Below are 20,134 nucleotides of genomic sequence, written 5' to 3'. Positions count from 1 at the left end.
CCAGCAGTACCGATATATTTTGGAAAGTATATCGAGCGCCATTTGCGGCTCAGCCCGATGAATTCGTCTCATCGCTGGCTAACAGGCCGCGCATCTTCCTCAACGGTGCTGCACTCGCCTTCTCGGCCGCCGCCACTGCTTCATGGTACAGCGCCAGCACCTTCTCGCCCGTCGGCGTCAGCGTCGCGCCGCCCTGCTCCTTGCCGCCTCGCTGCATCGCCACCAATGGCTCACAGAATCGCGCATTGAGGCCCTTCACCAGCTTCCACGCCTTCATATAGGACATTTCCATCGCCCCCGCCGCCTCTTGCAGGCTGCCAAGCTCACGGATCTTCTCCAACAGCTCCGCCTTCCCGGGCCCAAAGGAAAGGTCCCCGGACAAAAGCAGGCGGATCGGGCTGTCTTCCGGCATCGCGCTCCATGCTCGCCAATCCTCAGGGGATCCTGCAAGTAAATCGGTGGCTCCCATGTCCACCTACCGCGAGCACCCCATCAACCGCGATCTCACCGCCGAGGATAAGATCGACCTGTTCCGGCAGATGGTCCGCATCCGTCGCTTCGAGCTAGAGGGATTGAGGTGCTATACTGGGGGAAAGATGGGAGGCTTCTTCGTACCCGATATCGGTCAAGAGTCGATTCCGGTTGGCGTTCGCTCGATCATGGGTCCCGAGGATCACACGATCTGCGGCTGGCGGGGGATCGGGCACGCCATTGCTGCGGGGATGTCAATGGATGCCTGCATGGCGGAGCATTATGGGAAGGCCACCGGTTGCTGCAAAGGCAAGGGTGGCGCGATGTCCCTCTTCGACCCGGAGCATCGTTTCTGGGGTGCCTATGGCTTGGCGGCGGCCCACACACCCATTGCTGCGGGCGGAGGTAGGAGGGGCGCTTGAAAAGATCCGCAGGGAGCAGCGTCCGATCGTGGTGGAAATTCCCACTTATCGTTACTACGGAGCGCACGTTGCAGATTCGAACTTCAAGAAATACCGGACGCCAGAGGAGATCGAAATGATGAAGGGCTCCCGGGATCCGATTGCCCTTTGGCTGCAACAACTTTCCCGTGAGGGGATTCTCGACGAACAAAGCGCGCAATCGATCAAGGAGGAAGCGAAGCTGGAGGCTAAGAAGTCGGTGACCTTTGCTGAAGCCAGCGAACCGCCAGCTGTTGATGACGTCATGACCCACATCTACTGGGAAAGCGATCACGGCACTCCTGCCAGCAAGATCGGTCGCCACTTCTTTGATTGATCCTTTTCCGAAGGAGGTCCCGCCTCCATGCGCCCTGGGACCGCGGGCTTCGGAATCGTGAAGGTTGGGTCGAGCGCCTCGCTCGTCCGTGAACGGCCCCGCTATGACCGCCACTTCCGGGCGGGGACCACTGAGATCGCTTCCTCTGCGGTCACTGTTTCCCTATACCTCATCCAAAGCGCTCGCGCGCTTCGATCCCGATGAAGTCACCTGTTATTTTCCCTGTTATAACAGGCGGAACAGGCTCCCGTTCGAGGCAGGCATTCATGGGGCTCGCCGCGCGGGGACCACGGTTTTCGGCGCCTGAACCAAAATCAGGTGCGTTTACCAATTCCGTCATCCCGCTACCTCCACGCCAACCACCCGTAAAAGACCGTGAAGCCCAGAAACAACAAGGTCAGCAAATGATACCCGGCCGTCAGCCACCAGCGGGTGAGAAAGGGCTTCGCATCCATGACCGCTTGCAGGCAAAGCCTCACACCCCAGAAGATCGCATTCACCCCGCACACCATCTTCGCGAGCTTCCCGCCCGCCGCCAATTCCTCGGAGGCCGCCACGCTGAAGATCCCCAGCGTCAGGATGGCCATCACGGTGTAAGCCCCGTAGATCCAGAAAAGCTGTCTCATCAGCTTCGGCAAACCCGCGAGCGACTTCTTCCAATCCAACTGCCCCGGCACCAGAGCCGAAGCGATGAGGATACAAAGCTGCAAAGCACCCATCGCTTGGATCGCGAGAGGAAGGGGGATCTTAGAAAAGTTCATGGATGAAATCGATGAAGGGGTTGATGATCCGGAGAGCAAAGGGCGGTGGGAAGAGCAGTGGCACTGTCAGCAGCAGGAGGCCTTGCGTGAAGAGCCAACCGCGGACTCCTTGCCCCAATCCAATCGTTTTCCCGCGCCGCGTCCGTTCCGCAAGCGCCGCCAAGCCCTGGATCACGAAGAACAAGGTCGGGCCTCCATACCAACCACCAGCCGGAATGGTGACCGCCAGTTCATGCAGCACGCCGCTGAACACAAAGCCCGCCATCAACGCCGCAGGTGCACCCCATCGCTTTAACGCAGGCTTGAAGACCATGCGGTGCGTCAGATCTCGGAAGGCGATGTTCCAATGTCGTCCCCAGAAGGCACTTGCCGAGGTCGCCGCCAGCGGATGGTCCATCAGCGGAGCCGCTTTCATCCCGAGCGAGCGCCAGAAGCAGCTCAACAGATGAAAGGTCCCGAAGTGAAAGAACAACACGATCCCGATCATCCCGATCCACGCTCGCAGCATCGCTTGCTCTGCTTGTGGAGCGGCGGCGATCAGCCCCACAGCGAGCAAGGTCTTCAATGCGGCCATCGCCCACTCGCTCCGGTCCGGCAAGCGATCCGGACTTCCATTTATAAAGCCCGCCGCATCCATCCCCGGCCACAGAAAGAGATAGGCGAGCTTTCGTCCGGGCCTGGGAGTCAAATTCCGGGCCCAGATCAAGCTCAGGCCCTTCAGCATCGCAAACATCACCACCGCGATCGACCACATGAAGACCCATCGAGGGATCTCCTGGCCGAGCCACGTCACGGTTTCCACGTCGCGTTCATTTCAGCGTGCGAATTGACGGAAGGGAAGGGGATAGCCGTTCCTTCACGGATTCTTCACCTCGTCTTTGAGGAGCTTAAGGAACTTCGCCAGTGCCGGGTTGGTATCGCCTTTCCGCCATGCCGCTCCGACCGACCACGCGGCATCCTTGTCGCGGACCGAGTGCACTTTGATCCCTGGAAAGCGCGTGTTGCCCACCGATTCCGGAATGAACGCCATCCCCAGCCCGGCCTCCACCAGTGCAAGCGCCGTGGTGAACTCGGGAACCTGCTGCACCACTCGCGGATGAAAGCCATGCTTCGCGCAAAGTCGCCGCATGTGGCTATGGAAGCCGGGAGAGCGCGTCTCAGAAATACTCACGAAAGGACGATCCTTGCAGTCCGCGAGCGACCCGCCCGGGCGAAGCGGATAGGCCGTGGAGGATACCAGCGCGAGCCGGTCCTTGATCACCGGCATCGATCCGAAATCCGCCGGGGCCGGCATTCGCACGAATCCCAGGTCGAGGATGCCGCTGCGGAGCGCGATCACCTGCTCCGCAGTGGACATGTCCCGCAGCGCGACCTCGATGCCCGGGGCAATTTCGCGCAGCTTCACGATCAAGCGCGGCACGAGGTCCAAGGTGTGAAAGCCGAAGCCGATCTCCAGCTTTCCCGTGTCACCGGAAGCAGCGCTCTTCGCTCGCTCCAGCAGTCGGTCAAAGCCCGCCACGCTCTCCTTCGCTTCCCGCAGGAATTCCTTGCCGAAGGAACTCAGCGTCGTCCCGTGCCTCCCGCGCTCGAAGAGTTCCGCGCCCAGTTCTTCCTCCAGCCGCCGGATCTGTTTCGTCAGTGCGGGCTGGCTGAGATTCAACAGCCGCGCCGCCCGCCCGAAGTGCAATTGCTCGGCCAGCAGGACGAAGGACTTCAGTTCGCGCATCTCCATAACCCCACGCTATCACGGTCATGAAATCATGCCATTGGAAGAATCGACCCGTTTTCGGCATGCTGCGCACATGAATCACGAGGCCACCTGCACCACGGTTGCAGAACTTCCTCCGCGCGAGCATTCTCGCGCCCGACTTTCCGCCTCGCTGCTTTTCCTGGTCGATGGTGTCGGTTTCGGCACCTGGGCCGCGCTGATCCCGTCGATCAAGACGAAGTTCGGTCTCGCGGAAAGCGGGCTCAGCATCGTGCTGCTCTCCATCGTGGCGGGCGCACTGATCTCGATGTCGCTTGTCGGACGAGCCCTCTCGCGCAAGGGCAGCCGCTTCATGCTCTCCCTGCTCGCACCCGGCTACTGCATCGCGCTGGCCCTCATCGCCATCGCGCCGAGCTTCGGCTGGCTGCTCGCAGCGGGCGTGATCTTCGGTGCCTTCAAGGGCTCGCTCGATGTTTCGGTGAATTCTCAAGCGATCACGATCGAAAATGCAGGTCGCAAGCCGATCATGGGTAGCTTTCAAGCCCTGTGGAGCTTCGGTGGTTTGATCGCCGCCCTGCTCGTCGGCCTTGCTCTTCGCCAAGGGATTCCGGGAACCACCATTGCTCTTTCCATTTCCGCCGCTCTGATCGCGATCTCCTTCGCTGCGATGGGAAATCTCGCCGGGGGCGATGCTTCGCCCTTGAAGCGCAAGCCTGGCTTCAAGCTTCCGAACGGCCGGATTCTTCGCGTCGGTGCATTGGCCTTCCTCGCGCTTTTCTCCGAAGGGGTGATGATGGACTGGAGCGCCGTCTACAGCCGTACTATCGCAGGTGCGGAAGAATGGCTTGCCCCCATTGCCTACGGCGTCTTCTCGCTTTCCATGGCCATCGGTCGCTTTCTGGGTGACCGTGTGACAGCCCGCCACGGCGGCCTCGCGGTGCTGCGTGCCAGTGGCGTCCTGACCTTCCTCGGCATGCTGCTGATCATCCTGATCCGCGATTGGCCGATCACCTTCCTCGGCCTCGGTTTCGCGGGCCTCGGTCTGGCGAATCTCGTTCCCGTCCTTCTCGGCGCCGGTGGCCGTGCGCACGAGGAGAGCGTAGGCCAAGGCGTCGCCATGGTTTCCCTGATCGGCTACTTCGGCTTCCTCGCCGGACCGCCCGCGATTGGTGCGATCAGTCACTGGGTGGGCCTCCCGGGTGCCTTCGGCGTGGTGGTGGTTTTTGCCCTCATGCTCGCGACAATGGGCCCCGGGATGCTCCGGAGGGCTTCAGAACCAGCGAAATAAAGCGTCATTTACCTCGCCGATCATCTCCATCGAAAGATCCGATTGGCCGGATCGGCGATCACGGTGAATGATGATGGCAGCTCAACCGCCTGCCGCATCGCCATGGAACTTTATCAGCTTCGCTCCTTTCTCGCCGTCGCCGAGGAACAAAATCTCACGCGCGCGGCGGAGAAGCTTTTCACCAGCCAGCCCGCGGTGAGTTCCCAGATCAAGTCGCTGGAGGATGAACTCGGCGTGCGTCTTTTCGATCGCGGCACCAAGGGCATGAAGCTCACCCGTGCCGGTGAAGCCCTCGAGCAACAGGCCCGGCGCATTGTCGATGCCGCGCGCGACTTCAAGCACAGCGCCGACAGCCTGCGCGGGTCCGTCTCGGGAGAGCTGATCTTCGGAATCAACAACCGGCCGGAAATTCTCCGTCTCGTGGAGATCCTCCGCACCCTCACCACCAACCATCCCGATCTCTCATACGAGTTGGTGAATGGCAGCAGCGGAGTTGTGCTCCAGGGGATCGAGGAAGGTTCGATCTCTATCGGCTTCTTCGAAGGCCCCTGCGAATCTTCCAAGATTACCTGTCATCAGCTTGATCACATCGAGCTGTGCATCGCCGCGCCAGCGGCTTGGGCCGATGAATTGTCGAAGCCGGACTGGAAGCTCCTCGAAGGCAAGCCATGGATCTTCACCTCTCCCGGATGCTCATACTGCCGCATCATCCAGCAGATCAGCCAGGAACAAGGACTCCAGCTTTCACGCCGCTTTCAAGTCAACGAGTGCCTTACAGTCCTGAACCTGGTTCATGAAGGCCTCGGCCTGACCATCACCTCGGTCGATCAGATCGCGCTGAACGGCTATGAAGGAAGCGTCATCCCTCTGCCTCATTTCCGGGCCTCCGTGCCGCTGAGCATTGGATACCTTGCCTCAAACGAGAACGATCCTGCAATCGCTGCGGTTCGCGATCATGTCCTCGAAGTTTGGAAACAGCCGGCCCAACTGAAGCTTCCACCGGAGCTTCCCATCTCACGTTCGGTCCGTCCATCGCAGCGGAAGCCCCGCTATCGCTCATGAATGCCAACGCCACTGCCATGAATTACATGTCGCAAACGGCGTCCCAGGCACGCCGTGAAAGCTGGACTCGTACGCAGATCGGGCGCAGGCAGATCTTCTCCCGCCAGATCCTCGAAAACGAGGTGTTTCGGATCCGTGTGACCAGCGGCCACCTTTGGGTGACCTTCGAAGGTTCGCCGGATGATCATCACCTGAGCGATGGCGACAGCCGCCGCTTCTATGGACCGGGCCTGCTCGTCGCGGAAGGGATCGAGCAAGGAGCGCTGATCGAGATCTCCCAATCCCCGCTCAGTAGCGTCGCGACATGAGGATCATCTTGGGGCTGATGTAAAAGCCACCCTTGAGGTAGAACTCCTGTGCCGGTGTATCGCGGGCGGTCAAGGTGCAGACCCGCGCCACGCCGGCCTCTAGCAAGCGGGAGTGAAGCTCTGCGAGCAATTCGCTGCCGATCCCTTCGCCCTGTCTTTCGTTCGCTACGCAGAACTCCAGCAGATTGTAGTGGAGCTCTTCTTGGTAGCGCTGCGAGTAGCCGAAGGCCATCGCTACGATCTCCGCGCCATCCTCGGCAATCAGGCCGAGGAAGTTCGGCGTGTGCATGCAGTCCGATAGCCGCTGCCAGGAGCTCTCCTTCGTCCACTGCTCGTCCCATGGCGGCGCATTGAAGACCTCGGTGAAGAACAAGGCACAGTCGGTGAGGTCGGCGGGCACGGCCGGTCTGATGGTCACGGGCATGGTGCGAGGGATTTGGAAAGAATCACGCTGCGGTAGTTGGTGCTGCCCCACTGTACCAGCTCCACCTCCCGGTAGCCCAGCCGTTCATACCATTCCCGCAGATGATGGGCTGGTTCGGCCGTATCCAAGGCCAACTCCTCGGCCCCGCGCTTTGCCGCTTCTACCTCCATGAGCTGGACGAAGCGCCTGCCAAGTCCCTGCCTCTGCAAGTCCGGCTTCACCGCGAATTGTCCGAAGTAGTGCACCCCCATCCGCCGATACCACTCGCAGGGACCATCCTCGACGCCATCCGGATAGAGTGTCACCGTCGCCACAATCTGCTCGTCCAGTTCACCCACGAATGCCACGCCGCGCGTCAAGCGCCGCAGGGTCACCTCGTCGTCCTGATACGTCGCCGTATACCGCAGGCCCATCGCCGCCAGTGGCGCATAGGCCTCGTGCAATAGCTTGGTGATTGGCGGGATGGCGTCGCTCTCGCGGAGGCCGCGAATGACCAGTCGCTCGATCAAGCTTTGCCCTCCCGCGCCAAAGTCTTCTCAAGGGATGCCAGCATCTTCGTCCAACCCTCCTTGGTCCGGTTCACGAACTCCGCCCATTCGGCAGGGATCTGATGCTGCAGGCTCAGCTCGCAGCCCCCGGTGGTCGGCACGATCTCGACCCTTACGCGGCTCTCGGGATCCTCCGACATTCCTTTGATCCCCCAGGTGAAAGCCAGCAGCTGTGGGGACTCGATCTCCAGATACTCCCCCACGTGATCGAAGTCTTTTCCCTCGCGGTTTACCACGAACGAGAAATGCCCGCCAACCCGGGCTTCCAAGCCCATCCGCACGATCGTCTCCTCCCGGAGTGGCGGCCCGAACATCCATTTCCCGACCTTTCCCGGATCCAGCCATGCATTGAAGACCGTCTCCCGCTGGAAGGGGTAAATGTGGGTCACGACCACCAAGGGAGAATCACCTGAAGCCATAACCATCTCCTAACCTGCGACGCCGGTTTCACAAGCTTCACCCGCCGATCCTAGGTTGTAGTGGAATCCCTGACATGGGGTCGCCGTGGCAAAAAGTCACAGACAAGGCGGACTCGGTGCGTAGGTTTGCGCGGCTTTTTCCCATCCCGGCATGCACGATCTCGACCTAATCCTCACTTTCACCGGCGGCCTTGGTGCGGCGCTATTCCTTGGTTATCTGTCGCATCGGATGGGTTTATCCCCGATCGTGGGCTATCTGCTCGCGGGGATTGTGGTCAGCCCGCACACTCCCGGATTTGTGGCAGATCGCCATCTCGCGGAGCAAATGGCTCATATCGGGGTGATCCTCCTGATGTTCGGCGTCGGCCTGCATTTCCATTTCAAAGAACTGCTCGCCGTGAAACGGATCGCGGTCCCCGGGGCCATCGTTCAGAGCGCCGTCGCCACCTTGTTGAGCATGCTGCTCATGCGGGCCTTTGGATGGAGTTGGACGCAGGGCGCGGTCTTCGGCATGGCCATCGCGGTGGCAAGTACCGTCGTGCTCACCCGAATTCTCGTGGATAATAATCACCTCCACACCCCCACCGGGCACATCGCCATCGGCTGGCTGGTGGTGGAGGATATTTTCACCGTCTTCGTCCTGGTCCTCCTTCCTGCGATTTTCGGGGGAGGGGAGTCGAGTTCCGGCGGAGCCGGGATCGCCATGGCATTGCTGTGGACTACCCTGAAAATCGGCGCGCTGGTCGCTTTCACCTTCCTCTTCGGTGGCTGGGCAATTCCCCGGCTGCTCACGCGTATTGCACGCACCGGCTCCCGCGAACTCTTCACGCTCACCATCCTGGTACTCGCATTGGGCATCGCGGTCGGGTCTGCCAAGCTCTTCGGAGTCTCGATGGAGCTCGGAGCTTTCCTCGCCGGCATGGTCGTGGGTCGCTCTGAGTTCAGCAATCGCGCGGCGATCGACGCGCTGCCGATGAAGGATGCCTTTGCGGTGCTGTTCTTTGTCTCGGTGGGGATGCTCTTTGATTTCCGGAGTCTGCTGGAAACTCCATGGCTGGCAGCGGCGACGCTGGGAATCGTCATCATTGGCAAGCCCTTGGCTGCGATCTTCATTACGATTCTCCTGCGCTACCCGCTCCGGACCGCGCTCTCCGTCGGGGCTGTCCTCTCGCAGATCGGTGAGTTCTCCTTCATCGTCGCTACCATCGGAGCGCAATACGGGGTGGTCAGTGCCGAGGCCTTCAATGCCCTTGTTGCGACCGCGATTCTCTCCATCACGCTCTCCCCGCTCTTCTACCGTGCGGTCGGCCCGATCGAGCGCTGGGTCGCCGCGCGCCCGAAACTATGGAAGCTCCTCAACCGGGTCGAAGTTTCAGAGGAAGGAAGCCCATCGGGCGACCCCCACGGACTTACCCGTCGAGCAGTGGTCATTGGCTATGGACCGGTCGGTCGCACCCTCGCACGTCTCCTGAAGGACAACGGCTTTGTGCCCGTCATCGTCGAAATGAATGTCGATACGGTCCAAACCCTCAAAGCCGAAGGCGAACAAGCGTTCTATGGCGACGCCAGCCATCCGGAGACCCTGAAAACCGCCGGTGTCGGAAATGCAGACATTCTCATCCTGAGCGCCTCCAGTGTCTCGATGGGCTCCGAGGTCATTCAGGAAGCCCGCCGCTTGAATCCCTCGATCCGCGTCCTCGCCCGCACCGCCTACCTGCAGGAAGCCGACCAGCTCTTGGAAGCCGGTGCCGACGAGGTTTTCTCCGGAGAAGGGGAAGTTGCCCTTTCCATGACCGAGAACATCCTCCGTGGCTTCGGGGCCACCGGCGAACAACTCGACCGGGAGAACGAGCGCGTCCGCCGCGAATTCTTCCCTCACCGCGAGCCTGCAGCGGGATGAGCTAGTTCCTTGTCCGCTGAAGTGGCAGCTCAGCGCTCCGGATTTTTAGGAGGAAGGTCTTTCAAGGGCACTTCCTCGAAAGTGACGACGTCTTTTCCAACGACCACTTCCCGGTCACGTAGAACCTCTTTAATCTGCTCCCGAATTGAAAAGAGCCGGCTAATTTTCTCACGACCATCACTGTCCTGTGAAATTGAATATTGGCAGGCTGGATGCCGCAGAAATTTCTCCAGCAGTGGAGTGTGTGCCGGATCACGCCAAGCGGCGACCAAGGTGATAGACATCCTGAGAACGTGGAGGCGTGGATGGAATCCTCGATCAATTATCTGGATCTTGCCTTCCTCATCCCGCTGGAGAGGAGCCTCTTCGATAACCTTTGGGTTCTTGGCTTCGTTTTCGAGGTAGCGCGTGATGGAGGCTTGAAGAGCGGGAGCGAGACTGTTCGAGCGCTCTCCCGGAGCGTAGGAGTTTTCCGAAAGATATGAAACCGCGTGGGCATAGTCGTCCTCCAGCCAATGGAGAATCATCTGAACCTGCCAGCCCTCCAAATCCGAGGGCTCTCGGACGAGCAACGGCAGTAGGGTTCCTGTCTCGGATCGGAACCTTTCAGCATGCATCTCAAGCCACGCCAAAGCCTCTTTTTTCTTGTTGGCCCGCAAGAGTAACGAGAGTCCGGTTTCGCGTGCGACGGGTGAATCGGACTTAAGCAGCTCCCTGCCCCAATCCTCCAACGGAGGCAAATCTCGGATGTAAGTCCTTTGAAGAAAGTAGCCTGCCGCATTCCCTTCATCTGCAGGTCCAGATTTGATTCTCTGAACCGCCAGAGCTGCGAGTCCAACTGCCTCCTCCCGCGCGGCCCCCCAAGGATTGCCCGATGCATTGATAGCATCGAGCCTGGCGAGACGTTCGGGATTGCACAGGTTTCTCATCTCAGAGGGGTTGAGATCCGCGAGTTGTCTCCACGCCGCCTCCTTGCGACGTTCGGGAGACCCATAGGGCCAATCGTCCTTCTCGTCCGCCAATAGCGTCTCCCGGCAGCGCTGAAAGAGCGCCGCTTCATCCCGATCCTTTTTCCAAGGCTTCGAGAGGATTTCCCGGATTGCATTGCGACAAGGTTCGTCCGCATTCTCTTTGCCTAGGATCTCTGCCCACTGGGATGCCCTCTGGCGGATCGCCCAATCCGCATGGTAGTGGCGCTGTAATTCGAGGGATGCCACGATCTCTTCACGCTTTTTCGCGGCTTCAATCTCTTTCCAAGCAGGAGCCTTGGCGGCGAGTGGGATGTCGTGGAGAAAGCGGCCTGCTGAACTTGTGACTCCGTCACCAGCCCTATCGAACTCCTTCGATCTGAAACGTCCCTCAAATGGAGCTGAGGCAATCGCCTTCGAGCCCTGGATATTTACGCAGTAGCGCAGGGATCCAGTCAGATCGCCGATCGCGGGGTCATTCTCGAAGAAGATCGCAGCGTGATGCTGCGGGAGATCCTTGGACTCGAAGACCAATCCTGTACCACAATCCTGCCACCGGGGAGATGAGGAGAGAGTCCATATGGAATCTATTGACACTTCCTGAAAGCAATTCCGGACTGTCGAGAGACCCTCTTTGAGGGGTTCATCAGTGTCGTTAATGAGATAAACAATGATTCTGCCGTCCTCCCGATCTTTTGGGTCGGGAATCACCGACACGATTCCTTTAGGATACTTCAGGTCTCGAGGAAGCTCTTCTAGTTTCAGAGCATCCGGAAGCATTCCTCGATTTATCAAATGCAGAACCCGGTGATCATCAATTTGTTCCTGGATTCGCTGCTGCTCGAAGTCCTCGGCGCAAGCCAGATGGGGGATAATGAGAATGGCGAGGAGTTTTCTCACGGTCGATATCCCCTAACCCGAGGGAAATGAGGAGTCGAGTTCGTTCCAGCCGGGCCAATTGGAAAATCGTAGCAGGTTTTCCAATTGAGAGCATCTTTCCCGGACCGTTTCATCCCATGCTTCATGCTTGCTGCAACGACCGCGTCGATTCCTGTCTCCTGGTGGGTCATCTTTAATGGCTTCGTGCTATTCATGCTGGCCCTCGACCTGGGGGTCTTCAACCGCAAGGCCCACGTCGTAAAGGTGAAGGAGGCGCTCGGTTGGACCGCGGTCTGGATCGCCCTCGCCATGGCGTTCAACGTCTGGGTGGGCTGGAAACTCGGGGGGCAGGCGGGCAAAGAGTTCCTCGCGGGCTACGTGCTGGAGAAATCGCTCTCCGTGGACAATGTCTTCGTCTTCGCGGTGATCTTCTCCTTCTTCAAGGTGCCGCGGGAGTACCAACACAAGGTGCTCTTCTGGGGTATTTTCGGTGCGCTGGCCTTGCGTGCCGGGATGATTGCGGGCGGAGCCGCCCTGATCACGAATTTCTCGTGGATCATTTATATTTTCGCCGCCCTGCTGGTCTTCACCGGTATCAAGATGTTCTTCCACGATGAAGACTCGGTGGATCCCGGGAAGAGCATCGCCGTACGCCTTCTGAAAAGAACCATGCCCATGACCGAGGGCTACCGCGGGGGGCATTTCATGGTGGTGGAAAATGGCCGGCGCATGGCCACCCCGCTGCTGGCAGTTCTGCTCTGCGTGGAAGTCACGGACGTCATCTTCGCCGTGGATTCGATTCCGGCAATTTTCGCCATCACCACTGATACCTTCATCGTCTATACCTCGAATGTTTTCGCGATCCTCGGCCTCCGCTCGCTCTACTTCGCGATCGCAGGCATCCTGCCCTACTTCCATTTCCTCAAGTATGGCCTGGGCGTCATCCTGGTCTTCGTGGGCGTGAAGATGTCTCTGGCTCACAGCGCTTGGAAGATCGATACCAACGTCTCGCTTGGTGTGATCGGGGGCGTGCTCGCCATTTCCACGATTGCGTCGGTGATTCATCGCAAGCTCCATCCTCTCCCGGAGAGCCCGCTGGAAGCGGCCTTGGAAGAACACTCGGAGGAAGTGAAAGAGGAGAAATGAGATTCTTCTCTCCCTGCGAAAGTAAGCTGAAATCGAGACCAAACCGTGCTTAAGCTGGGGGCCACATGACTTCCGCTTTGTTCGAGATCGCCCTGATCTTCGTCCTCCTGCTCTGCAACGGCCTCTTCGCGATGACCGAAATCGCGATCGTTTCGTCGCGTCGCGCCGTCCTCCAAGCCCGGGCCGAAAGCGGCAGCAAGGGGGCGGCTCGCGCGCTTCGCCTAGCCGATTCGCCGAACCGCTTCCTCTCCACGGTCCAGATCGGGATCACGCTCGTCGGAATCTTCGCCGGTGCCTTCGGGGGTGCCAGCCTCTCCGCGCGTTTGAGCCCGGTGCTGGAGCCCTTCCTTGGAAACGCGGCTCAGGAAGTGTCCTTCACCATCGTCATTGGCGCACTCACCTACCTCTCCCTGGTGATTGGTGAGCTGGTGCCGAAGCGGCTCGCCATGCAGTATCCGGAAGGGATCGCGAGCATGATGTCGGGCCCCATGTCCGGTCTCTCGCGCATCGCCTCGCCCTTCGTTACTCTCCTCTCTTGGTCCACCAGCAGCCTGTTGAAGCTCTGCGGGGTCCAAGAAAGCGAAGAATCAAAGCTCTCCCGCGAGGAACTCACCGTGCTGATCCGTGAAGGAATGGTCGCTGGCGGGGTGGAGCGCTCGGAGTCGCGAATGATGGAAGGCGTCCTGGGCTTCGACAAACTCGAAGCTTACGACATCATGATCCCTCGCCCGAAAATGGTCTGGATCGAGCGGGATGAAAGGCATGCCGATGTCTGGCCGCGCATCGTAAAGAGCACCCAGGGTTTCTTTCCTGTTTATCACGGCCAGCGGGATAATCTGGTGGGCGTGGTTTCCGTGAAGGATTGCTATGCCCAGCTTGCCGCGGGGATCGAGGTCCGTTTCCAGAATCTCATGCAGCCGCCCCTGCTGATCCCTGAGGTCCAGAAGGCCAGCCTGCTCTTGGAGGATTTCCGGCGCACCGGCCATCACGCGGCCTTCGTCGTTGATGAATTCGGCGGCGTCATTGGCATGGTCACCCTCATCGACCTGATGGAAGCAATCGTTGGCGATGTTCCTTCGAAAGAAGAGCGCCTCTCGATGCCGATCAAGCAGCGCAAGGACGGTTCATGGCTGATTGATGGCCTCTTCGAAATCGAGAAGCTCGAGACCTTCCTGAAGGGCTTTGAGAAACCCGAAGGCGCGGGCGACGAATATCAAACGCTCGCTGGCTGGTTCTCCCAACGGCTTTCCCGCGTGCCGACCGAGGGCGACATCATTGAGGCCAGCGACTGGCGTTTCGAGATCGTGGACATGGACGGCATCCGCGTGGACAAGGTCCTCGCGATGCGCGTGCCAAAAGTCTGAGGCCAGGAGGTATTATCCCCGCCTTAGGCGGAGTCAGATTTTGAAGTTCTTCGACTGGCTCAGGAAACGGAGCGGATTTTCGTAGAGTACCTTTTCGATCTGCTCCGGTGTGTGCTTGCGCCGTTTCATCTCGAAGCCGCACTTCACCACCGCCATCGGATCGGAGACGCCCCAGTCGCAGGCCGAGTTCAGCCAGAGCCGGTCGCTGTCGGTGGTCTCCAGCATGTCGATCGCCCGGTTCGGCGTGCACTTGCTTTCAGGGTAGAGCGTCATGCCTGCCCAGTAGCCCTGCTCAAGTACGAGGTTCACCGTATGTTCCTCCACGTGGTCGATGATCACTTTCCCGCGGTCCAGCTTGGAGAATGAGCCGAGGGCATCCAGGATTAGCCGGGTTCCCTTCAGCTTGTCTTCCAGGTGCGGCGTGTGGATCAGGATCGGCAGGTCGCGGTCGAGCGCCAGTTGTACGTGCTCCTCGAAGATTGCCAGCTCGCTCTTCGTGTTCTTGTTCAGGCCGATTTCCCCGATCCCCAGTACCGTCGGCTTGTCGAGGAATTCCGGGATGATCGACATCACTTCCCGCGCGAAGCCGGCGTCTTCCGCCTCCTTCGGGTTAATGCACAGCCAACAGAAATGGGGGATGCCATACTTCGCGGCGCGCTTCGGCTCGTACTCCGTGAGCTGGCGGTAGTAATCGTAGAAACCCGCCGGCGACGAACGGTCGAATCCCGCCCAGAAGGAGGGTTCACACAGTGCGACACAACCGGCCAAGGCGAGCTTTTCATAGTCGTCCGTGGTGCGGCTGACCATGTGGGCATGGGGCTCGATGTATTTCATGGGAAAGCAGGCAGCGCAGGGCGAGAGACGTGGAGTCCGAAAAGGAACTTCGGCCATAGGCCGCGCTTCGATGGATGATTGGGAGATGGATGGTTGATGATTTCCTCACGCCTGCGGCGCGCCGTAGGCAAACTGGATCGTCGCCTTCTCCGCCGGTTCCGTGGAGTGATCGGACAGTGCTTCCAGCACCGCTTTTGCCCGTCCTGGTTGGTCGGAAAGCAAGATCGGCAGGGCCTTCTTCAGACCCTCCAGCCGGAAATCGGCTTCTCCGGGATGGCGCTCCACCCGGTCGAGAAAGGCGGCGAGATCGATCAGCTTGTACCGCGCGTCCATGAAATGGAGGTCGAGGATGTCCTTCTTGCTGGGCATGGGGAAACTGTAGGCAGGGTTTGCGGGATTCCCAGTGGGAAAGCAGGGAACTGTCCGCCGAATCTAAACCTTTCGCCCGCGAGCAACATCCCCTTAAAAGAGGACAATGGATCCCGCCCGCCACCCAGGGGAAAACGACGTCTCCGAAGACTTCGTCCGCGAGTTGACTGATCACCAGACGGCCATGCTCGCCTTCATCCGTGCTCTCATGCCCGGTTCGTCGGCCGCCCGCGACCTGCTTCAGGAGGTGAATATCATCCTCTGGCAGAAGCGAGCGACCTTCGAAGCAGGCACCAGCTTCAAAGCTTGGTCGTTTCAAGTGATCCGCTACCACCTCATGAACCACCGCCGCCGCCTCGCCTCAAAAGGCTGGCTGGTGTTCGATGACGAATTGGTGGAGCGCATCTCTCCCGTGCTTGAGGCGGATCCCGAGGAGCTCGAAACCCGACATCAGGCCCTCCATCACTGCCTCGCCAAGCTGCGCCCGAAGGACCGTGAGCTCCTCCAGCACCGCTACGCCAGCGGCGCTCCCTTGGAAGAGTATGCCAAGCTCATCCAGCGGAGTCCGGGCACGCTCAAAGCCACCCTCTTCAATCTCCGCGGCGCCTTGCGCAAATGCATCGAGCGCCGCTTCCAGGATCAAGGCACCTCCCCCACATGAGACTTTCCGACCACCAGCTCGTCATGGCTGCCTTCGAGGGTACCCTTGGCGAAAGCGCCTTTCTCGATCTCCAGCGCCGCCTTGGCGAGGAGCCGGAATTGCTGGCCCTCTACCGCGAGCACGCTCTCCTTCACCACTCGCTCTGTGAGGAATACGAAGGGCGCAGCCAGGCAGGCGATGCTCCGCCCGTTCCCAGCCGTGCGCCCCGCTGGATCACCGGGATCATCACCTTTGTCGTCCTCGCGGCTCTCTCCCTTGCGGCATGGAAATGGTTCTCTCCCGGTAAGGCCACTCGGCTCATGGCGGGCTGCGACTTCTCGGCCGATGCCTCCGCAAATCTCGATGGCCGCCCTGCCGTCGATGGATCGGGCTTTGCACCTGGCTCCCGCCTAACCGTGGATCGCGGTTGGGTCCGCCTCAGCCTGCCCCGGCAAACCGTGGCCGTGGTGCAGGCTCCTGCCAGCATTGTCTATGAGTCGGATAAAACCCTTCGCTTGGAAAGCGGCCGGGCTCGTTTCCAAATCCCGCAGGATGTTGAAGCTCTCACGGTGAAAGCGCCCTCTCTTGTTGCGAATGCACAAGCCGCATCTTTCGGAGTACTCGCGAAGCCGGGCGGCCTCGATGAAGTCCATGTCTTTGAAGGCGAGATCAATCTGAAAGCAGCCGCCGGAGCCTCCACGAATATCCTCAAGGCGAAAGAGGCCGCTTCCGTGAATGGGGAGGGATCCATCCAACGCATTGAATCCCGGGAGCAGGATTTCGTTTCCCTGACCCCGGAAGTTCGCCCGATGCTTGAAGACCATTTTGACTCGGGAACCTTCGAAACCGGTCGTCGTCCCGCTGTGGGGGCCAGCCATTGGCGCCTTGAGAAAGGTGCGCCGAAGATTGTGGGGAATCACCTCGAGGGCAGCGAATTCGAAGCTTACTTCTATTTGCCCGCGGATGCCCTCTCCGTGTCCCGGCCGGTCCTGCTCGTGAGAGTGGAAACGGCGGAGACCTCGGCAGCGCCCTTTCACACCCCCGAGTGGTCCGGTTTCAGCCTCTATCAGGAGGGATACGAGGTCTGCTTTTTTGGTGATAGCTTCGGCCCCGAGGAAACTTGGTCGCTCGATGTGAAACGCAGTCTGGTCCCTCTCAAGCCGGCCGCTTACGAGGAGGGGCCGCGCACCATGACCCTGCGCTACGACCGCCGCGACGGCTCCGTGGAGCTCCATGAAGGTGCGGAGCCGGGGCCGCATCCGCTCATTCGCTCGAAGCTTCTTCCAGGCCTCAATTTCGACCAGATCCGGATTGGAGCCGGACCAGGTGCCGCCCTTGGGGTGAAAAGCGTCATCGTGAGAGCGATCGAAGACTCGTCAAAGCGCTGATTTCCAATCATAGGTCGCGATTTGGCGGCCGGATTTCAGCACTGGCGATCTTGCGCAGCGGTGAAAGATTTGTCGGACGAGTCCCGTCCCGTTTTTCCATCTGATGCGATTGCCGATCGTCATGCTGGCCTTGGTTTCCTGCACCTTTGCGGAGCAGAAACATTGGGCCTATGTCTCGCCCGTGAAATCGGAGGTCCCCGTGCAGGCCCATCCGGTGGATTCTCTACTCGCGGCTGCATGGGCGAAGGCCGGATTGAAGCCCGCCCCGCTGGCCGCTCCACACCAGTGGCTGGAACGCGCGGCCTTCACGCTCACCGGGCTGCCGCCATCCGATGAGCAGTTGCGTCGCTTCGAAGAGAATCCCGATGACGCCACTTGGCGCGCGTTGATCGACGAGCTGCTCGCAAGTCCGGCTTATGGCGAGCGTTGGGCGCGCCACTGGATGGACGTGGCCCGCTACGCCGACACCCGCGGCTACAATTTTGATCAAGATAACCGGTATCCCTTCGCCTACACCTATCGGGATTGGCTGATCAAAGCCTTCAACGAGGATCTTCCCTATGATCGCTTCGTGAAGCTTCAGATCGCGGCCGATCTGATGGTGGATCGCCCCGATCATCCCGATCTCGCGGCGCTCGGATTTCTCACCGTGGGAATCCGCAATGGCCCGGTGGAAACGATCGATGACCGCGTGGACGTCGTTACACGTGGGTTCATGTCGAGCACCGTGGCCTGTGCCCGTTGCCACGATCACAAGACGGATCCGATCACGACGAAGGACTACTACTCGCTGTACTCGATCCTTGAAAATACCGACGAGCCGGAAGACAAGCCGGTGATCGGCAAGCCGGTGGACGAAGGAGCCTTCGCCGCTTATCAAACGGAGGTCGCGAGGCTCGAGGACATTGATCGTCAGGCTCGCCAGGCGATCGTCGATCACGTCCGCTCGAAGGAAGCACTTCCAAATTATCTCGAACTCGCCTGGCGTGCCAAGAAGGACGACTGGGATCGCGGCAAGGCGACCGCCGAAGGCTTCAACCGCGGCAAGCTTCGGGCGAATGCCTTGATGCGTTGGAAAGACTTCCTGGCTGAGCGCGCCTGGAAAGAAGACGGCCCGCCGCGCCTCAGGCAGTGGGTGCAGGAAATGGACGCGGCGCCTGATGACGCCGCTCGCAAGGCGCTGTGCGAAGCGCTGGCCAATGAATGGATTTCCCCGGGGGAGGGGACTGAACTCGCCGGACTCGCGAAGGACGGGGGCTGCCCGCTGAGCTACGATGTGAATCGTATTTCCGAATTCATGAACCAGGAGGACGGCAATCAACGCCGCCAGCGTGCCAGCGCCATGAGCAAGGTGATGGCAGAGCATCCGGGTTCCCCGCCGCGTGCGATGAGTCTGAGTGATCGCAAGGAGTGGTCGCAGGCGGTGATCTTCCTGCGCGGCAATCCTGCGAATCGTGGCGAGACCTTCGATCGCCAGTGGCTTAGCTTCCTTGGCGGTGGCAAATATGAGGACGGCAAGAGCCCACGCCTCTCGCTCGCGGAGAAGATTGCCGATCCCGCAAATCCTCTTACTGCCCGCGTGATCGTGAATCGCCTCTGGGCATGGCACTTTGGTGCACCGCTGGTGGAACCAGGCGACTTCGGTCCGCAGACGCCGCGACCGGAGTTGTTGCCTTTACTCGACACCTTGGCCGTAGCATTCCAAGAGAAGGGCGGATCGATCAAGGAGATGCACCGGCTGCTCCTGACCTCGAATGCCTTCAAGCTCGATTCAGTGGGTGCGAAGGAAAACGACGCGAAGGATCAGGCAAATACCTTTTTCTGGAAATGGAATCGCCGCCGTCTCGACTTCGAGACCATGCGGGACCGCGTGCTTGCCAACAGCGGTGCGCTCGACACCCGTGGTACTGGCGGGCGTTCGGTGAATCTGGACAACGCAGGTTCGGATCCACGCCGCAGTCTCTACGCTTTCGTCGACCGTTACGATCTTCCCGGTACCTTCGTTTCCTTCGATCTTCCGCATCCGGATCATCACAGCCCGAAGCGCGTTGAAACCACGGTGCCGCAACAGGCCCTGTATTTCCTCAACGGCCCGCTCGTTCTCCGGCAGGCGGAACGTCTCACGCAGGATGCCGACTTCAAAGGCCTGCCCGATGATCGAGCACGGGTCACCTACGTTTATCACAAGCTTTTCCGCCGTGTTCCCGCAGAGGACGAGATCCGCGGTGCCTTGGATTGGATCGCTTCCGCAAGCCCGAAGGATTACGCCCCGCGTCTGGGTGGCTATTGGGAAGTCCGCCATGGTCCCGATGTCGGGAAGCCTACCGAAGAGCTCTCCAGCTTTCCGATCTTCGCGGACAATGTCTGGAAGACCGGGCCCGATCCGGCTACCGCCCCGGTCCGTTGGCTCAATGCCGGCGCTGGCGGCGGCCATGCTTCTGCGAGGCACGCGATGGTTCTCCGCTGGGTCGCCACCGGTGCAGGTCATGTCCGGATGATTGGTAATATCAAGCGTACCCAGAAAGGTGGCGATACCCTTGCGTGGCGCATTGATGGCGAAGGTCAGATCTTGGCTGAGGCCAAGCTGGGACCCGAATCGGAATCCCGCCTCGAAGGTGCTTGGATCGATGTCAAACCGGGAGATACCATGGATTTCGTACTTCGTGCCCCAGACGGAGATTCCTGCGGCGGGGTTGCTTGGAATATCCATGTCGAAGGTCGCGAGAACGAAGGTTCTCCGGTGGTGGAAGTGGGTGATTTCGCCAGCCAGTTCCCCACATCGGACAAGCCGGCCTCTGGCATTGCTCCGGCAGACCCTTGGTCCGATCTGGTCCAGATGCTTTGGGCCTCCAACGAATTTCACTTCATTGATTGATCCCC

21 protein-coding genes are annotated in these 20,134 nt (G+C 60.0%); 11 read left to right on the top strand and 10 right to left on the bottom strand.

The annotated features are described in order from the left end of the window. Positions 1 to 49: 49 nt before the first annotated feature. The gene (locus HHL09_RS08570) at positions 50 to 412 is read right to left on the bottom strand and encodes a winged helix-turn-helix domain-containing protein (RefSeq protein ID WP_205761001.1); all 363 of its coding nucleotides are present in this window, start codon (positions 410 to 412) and stop codon (positions 50 to 52) included. A gap of 55 nt (positions 413 to 467) precedes the next feature. On the opposite strand from HHL09_RS08570, the gene HHL09_RS08565 reads away from it, so the two are divergent. Together HHL09_RS08565 and HHL09_RS08560 are read left to right on the top strand one after the other, a co-directional pair. Beyond that, positions 468 to 893, top strand: a complete 426-nt coding sequence (locus HHL09_RS08565) for a thiamine pyrophosphate-dependent enzyme (RefSeq protein WP_169454147.1) — start codon at positions 468 to 470, stop codon at positions 891 to 893. A gap of 31 nt (positions 894 to 924) precedes the next feature. Further along, positions 925 to 1,248 carry a thiamine pyrophosphate-dependent enzyme gene (locus HHL09_RS08560; RefSeq protein ID WP_169454146.1) on the top strand — a complete coding sequence of 108 codons (324 nt, stop codon included), beginning with the start codon at positions 925 to 927 and terminating at the stop codon, positions 1,246 to 1,248. Between the two features lie 344 nt (positions 1,249 to 1,592). Here the strand turns inward: HHL09_RS08560 and HHL09_RS08555 are convergent, their stop codons facing one another. Genes HHL09_RS08555 through HHL09_RS08545 form a run of 3 tightly spaced genes read right to left on the bottom strand, consistent with a single transcriptional unit; the run spans position 1,593 to position 3,735 of the window. Next, complete coding sequence (locus HHL09_RS08555; RefSeq protein WP_169454145.1) at positions 1,593 to 2,009, bottom strand: hypothetical protein; 417 nt, start codon at positions 2,007 to 2,009, stop codon at positions 1,593 to 1,595. Beyond that, positions 1,996 to 2,811, bottom strand: a complete 816-nt coding sequence (locus tag HHL09_RS08550; RefSeq protein WP_169454144.1) for an MBOAT family protein — start codon at positions 2,809 to 2,811, stop codon at positions 1,996 to 1,998. Before HHL09_RS08550 ends, HHL09_RS08555 begins: the two co-directional genes overlap by 14 nt. 54 nt (positions 2,812 to 2,865) lie before the next feature. Then, positions 2,866 to 3,735 carry a LysR family transcriptional regulator gene (locus HHL09_RS08545; RefSeq protein WP_169454143.1) on the bottom strand — a complete coding sequence of 290 codons (870 nt, stop codon included), beginning with the start codon at positions 3,733 to 3,735 and terminating at the stop codon, positions 2,866 to 2,868. A gap of 76 nt (positions 3,736 to 3,811) precedes the next feature. Between HHL09_RS08545 and HHL09_RS08540 the strand changes: the two genes are divergently transcribed. Genes HHL09_RS08540 through HHL09_RS08530 form a run of 3 tightly spaced genes read left to right on the top strand, consistent with a single transcriptional unit; the run spans position 3,812 to position 6,375 of the window. Then, positions 3,812 to 5,005, top strand: a complete 1,194-nt coding sequence (locus HHL09_RS08540; RefSeq protein ID WP_169454142.1) for an MFS transporter — start codon at positions 3,812 to 3,814, stop codon at positions 5,003 to 5,005. A gap of 42 nt (positions 5,006 to 5,047) precedes the next feature. Then, on the top strand, positions 5,048 to 6,067 hold the full coding sequence (locus HHL09_RS08535; RefSeq protein WP_169454141.1) for a LysR family transcriptional regulator: 1,020 nt from the start codon (positions 5,048 to 5,050) through the stop codon (positions 6,065 to 6,067). After that, entirely contained in the window at positions 6,064 to 6,375 is a 312-nt protein-coding gene (locus HHL09_RS08530) for a DUF2917 domain-containing protein (protein WP_169454140.1), read from the top strand. The genes HHL09_RS08535 and HHL09_RS08530 overlap by 4 nt, the downstream gene beginning before the upstream one ends. Here the strand turns inward: HHL09_RS08530 and HHL09_RS08525 are convergent. The 3 genes from HHL09_RS08525 to HHL09_RS08515 are packed head-to-tail and all read right to left on the bottom strand — an operon-like array spanning position 6,356 to position 7,736. After that, the gene (locus HHL09_RS08525; protein WP_169454139.1) at positions 6,356 to 6,799 is read right to left on the bottom strand and encodes a GNAT family N-acetyltransferase; all 444 of its coding nucleotides are present in this window, start codon (positions 6,797 to 6,799) and stop codon (positions 6,356 to 6,358) included. The genes HHL09_RS08530 and HHL09_RS08525 overlap by 20 nt on opposite strands. After that, positions 6,790 to 7,308, bottom strand: coding sequence for a GNAT family N-acetyltransferase (locus HHL09_RS08520; RefSeq protein WP_205761000.1), 519 nt, complete (start codon positions 7,306 to 7,308; stop codon positions 6,790 to 6,792). Before HHL09_RS08520 ends, HHL09_RS08525 begins: the two co-directional genes overlap by 10 nt. Continuing rightward, the gene (locus HHL09_RS08515; RefSeq protein WP_205760999.1) at positions 7,305 to 7,736 is read right to left on the bottom strand and encodes an SRPBCC family protein; all 432 of its coding nucleotides are present in this window, start codon (positions 7,734 to 7,736) and stop codon (positions 7,305 to 7,307) included. The genes HHL09_RS08520 and HHL09_RS08515 overlap by 4 nt, the downstream gene beginning before the upstream one ends. A 181-nt stretch (positions 7,737 to 7,917) precedes the next feature. On the opposite strand from HHL09_RS08515, the gene HHL09_RS08510 reads away from it, so the two are divergent. Then, a complete protein-coding gene (locus HHL09_RS08510) occupies positions 7,918 to 9,666 on the top strand; it encodes a cation:proton antiporter (protein WP_169454137.1) in 1,749 nt (582 codons plus the stop codon). 29 nt (positions 9,667 to 9,695) lie between these two features. Here HHL09_RS08510 and HHL09_RS08505 read toward each other — a convergent pair whose 3' ends face one another. Continuing rightward, positions 9,696 to 11,534: a hypothetical protein gene (locus tag HHL09_RS08505; RefSeq protein WP_169454136.1), complete on the bottom strand. Its 1,839-nt coding sequence runs from the start codon at positions 11,532 to 11,534 to the stop codon at positions 9,696 to 9,698. 123 nt (positions 11,535 to 11,657) lie between these two features. Between HHL09_RS08505 and HHL09_RS08500 the strand changes: the two genes are divergently transcribed. Both HHL09_RS08500 and HHL09_RS08495 read left to right on the top strand, forming a co-directional pair. Beyond that, positions 11,658 to 12,659 (top strand): TerC family protein, encoded by a 1,002-nt coding sequence (locus tag HHL09_RS08500; RefSeq protein WP_169454135.1) that lies wholly within the window; start codon positions 11,658 to 11,660, stop codon positions 12,657 to 12,659. A 65-nt stretch (positions 12,660 to 12,724) separates the two neighbouring features. Continuing rightward, positions 12,725 to 14,023: a hemolysin family protein gene (locus HHL09_RS08495; RefSeq protein ID WP_169454134.1), complete on the top strand. Its 1,299-nt coding sequence runs from the start codon at positions 12,725 to 12,727 to the stop codon at positions 14,021 to 14,023. Positions 14,024 to 14,056: 33 nt separating this feature from the next. On the opposite strand, the gene HHL09_RS08490 is transcribed toward HHL09_RS08495, so the two are convergent. Both HHL09_RS08490 and HHL09_RS08485 read right to left on the bottom strand, forming a co-directional pair. Continuing rightward, a complete protein-coding gene (locus HHL09_RS08490; protein WP_169454133.1) occupies positions 14,057 to 14,857 on the bottom strand; it encodes a TatD family hydrolase in 801 nt (266 codons plus the stop codon). 105 nt (positions 14,858 to 14,962) lie between these two features. Then, a complete protein-coding gene (locus HHL09_RS08485) occupies positions 14,963 to 15,226 on the bottom strand; it encodes a hypothetical protein (RefSeq protein WP_205760998.1) in 264 nt (87 codons plus the stop codon). A gap of 106 nt (positions 15,227 to 15,332) precedes the next feature. Here HHL09_RS08485 and HHL09_RS08480 point away from each other — a divergent pair, with 106 nt between their 5' ends. The 3 genes from HHL09_RS08480 to HHL09_RS08470 all read left to right on the top strand — a co-directional run bounded on the left by HHL09_RS08480 (position 15,333) and on the right by HHL09_RS08470 (position 20,129). Further along, a complete protein-coding gene (locus tag HHL09_RS08480; RefSeq protein WP_169454132.1) occupies positions 15,333 to 15,887 on the top strand; it encodes a sigma-70 family RNA polymerase sigma factor in 555 nt (184 codons plus the stop codon). Then, positions 15,884 to 17,254, top strand: a complete 1,371-nt coding sequence (locus HHL09_RS08475) for a hypothetical protein (protein WP_169454131.1) — start codon at positions 15,884 to 15,886, stop codon at positions 17,252 to 17,254. Before HHL09_RS08480 ends, HHL09_RS08475 begins: the two co-directional genes overlap by 4 nt. Before the next feature lie 103 nt (positions 17,255 to 17,357). Next, complete coding sequence (locus HHL09_RS08470) at positions 17,358 to 20,129, top strand: DUF1549 and DUF1553 domain-containing protein (protein ID WP_169454130.1); 2,772 nt, start codon at positions 17,358 to 17,360, stop codon at positions 20,127 to 20,129. Positions 20,130 to 20,134: the final 5 nt, after the last annotated feature.

The organism is Luteolibacter luteus, from assembly GCF_012913485.1.
In the GTDB taxonomy this organism is placed as follows: domain Bacteria; phylum Verrucomicrobiota; class Verrucomicrobiia; order Verrucomicrobiales; family Akkermansiaceae; genus Haloferula; species Haloferula lutea.
This window is presented reverse-complemented; position numbering and strand designations above follow the sequence as displayed.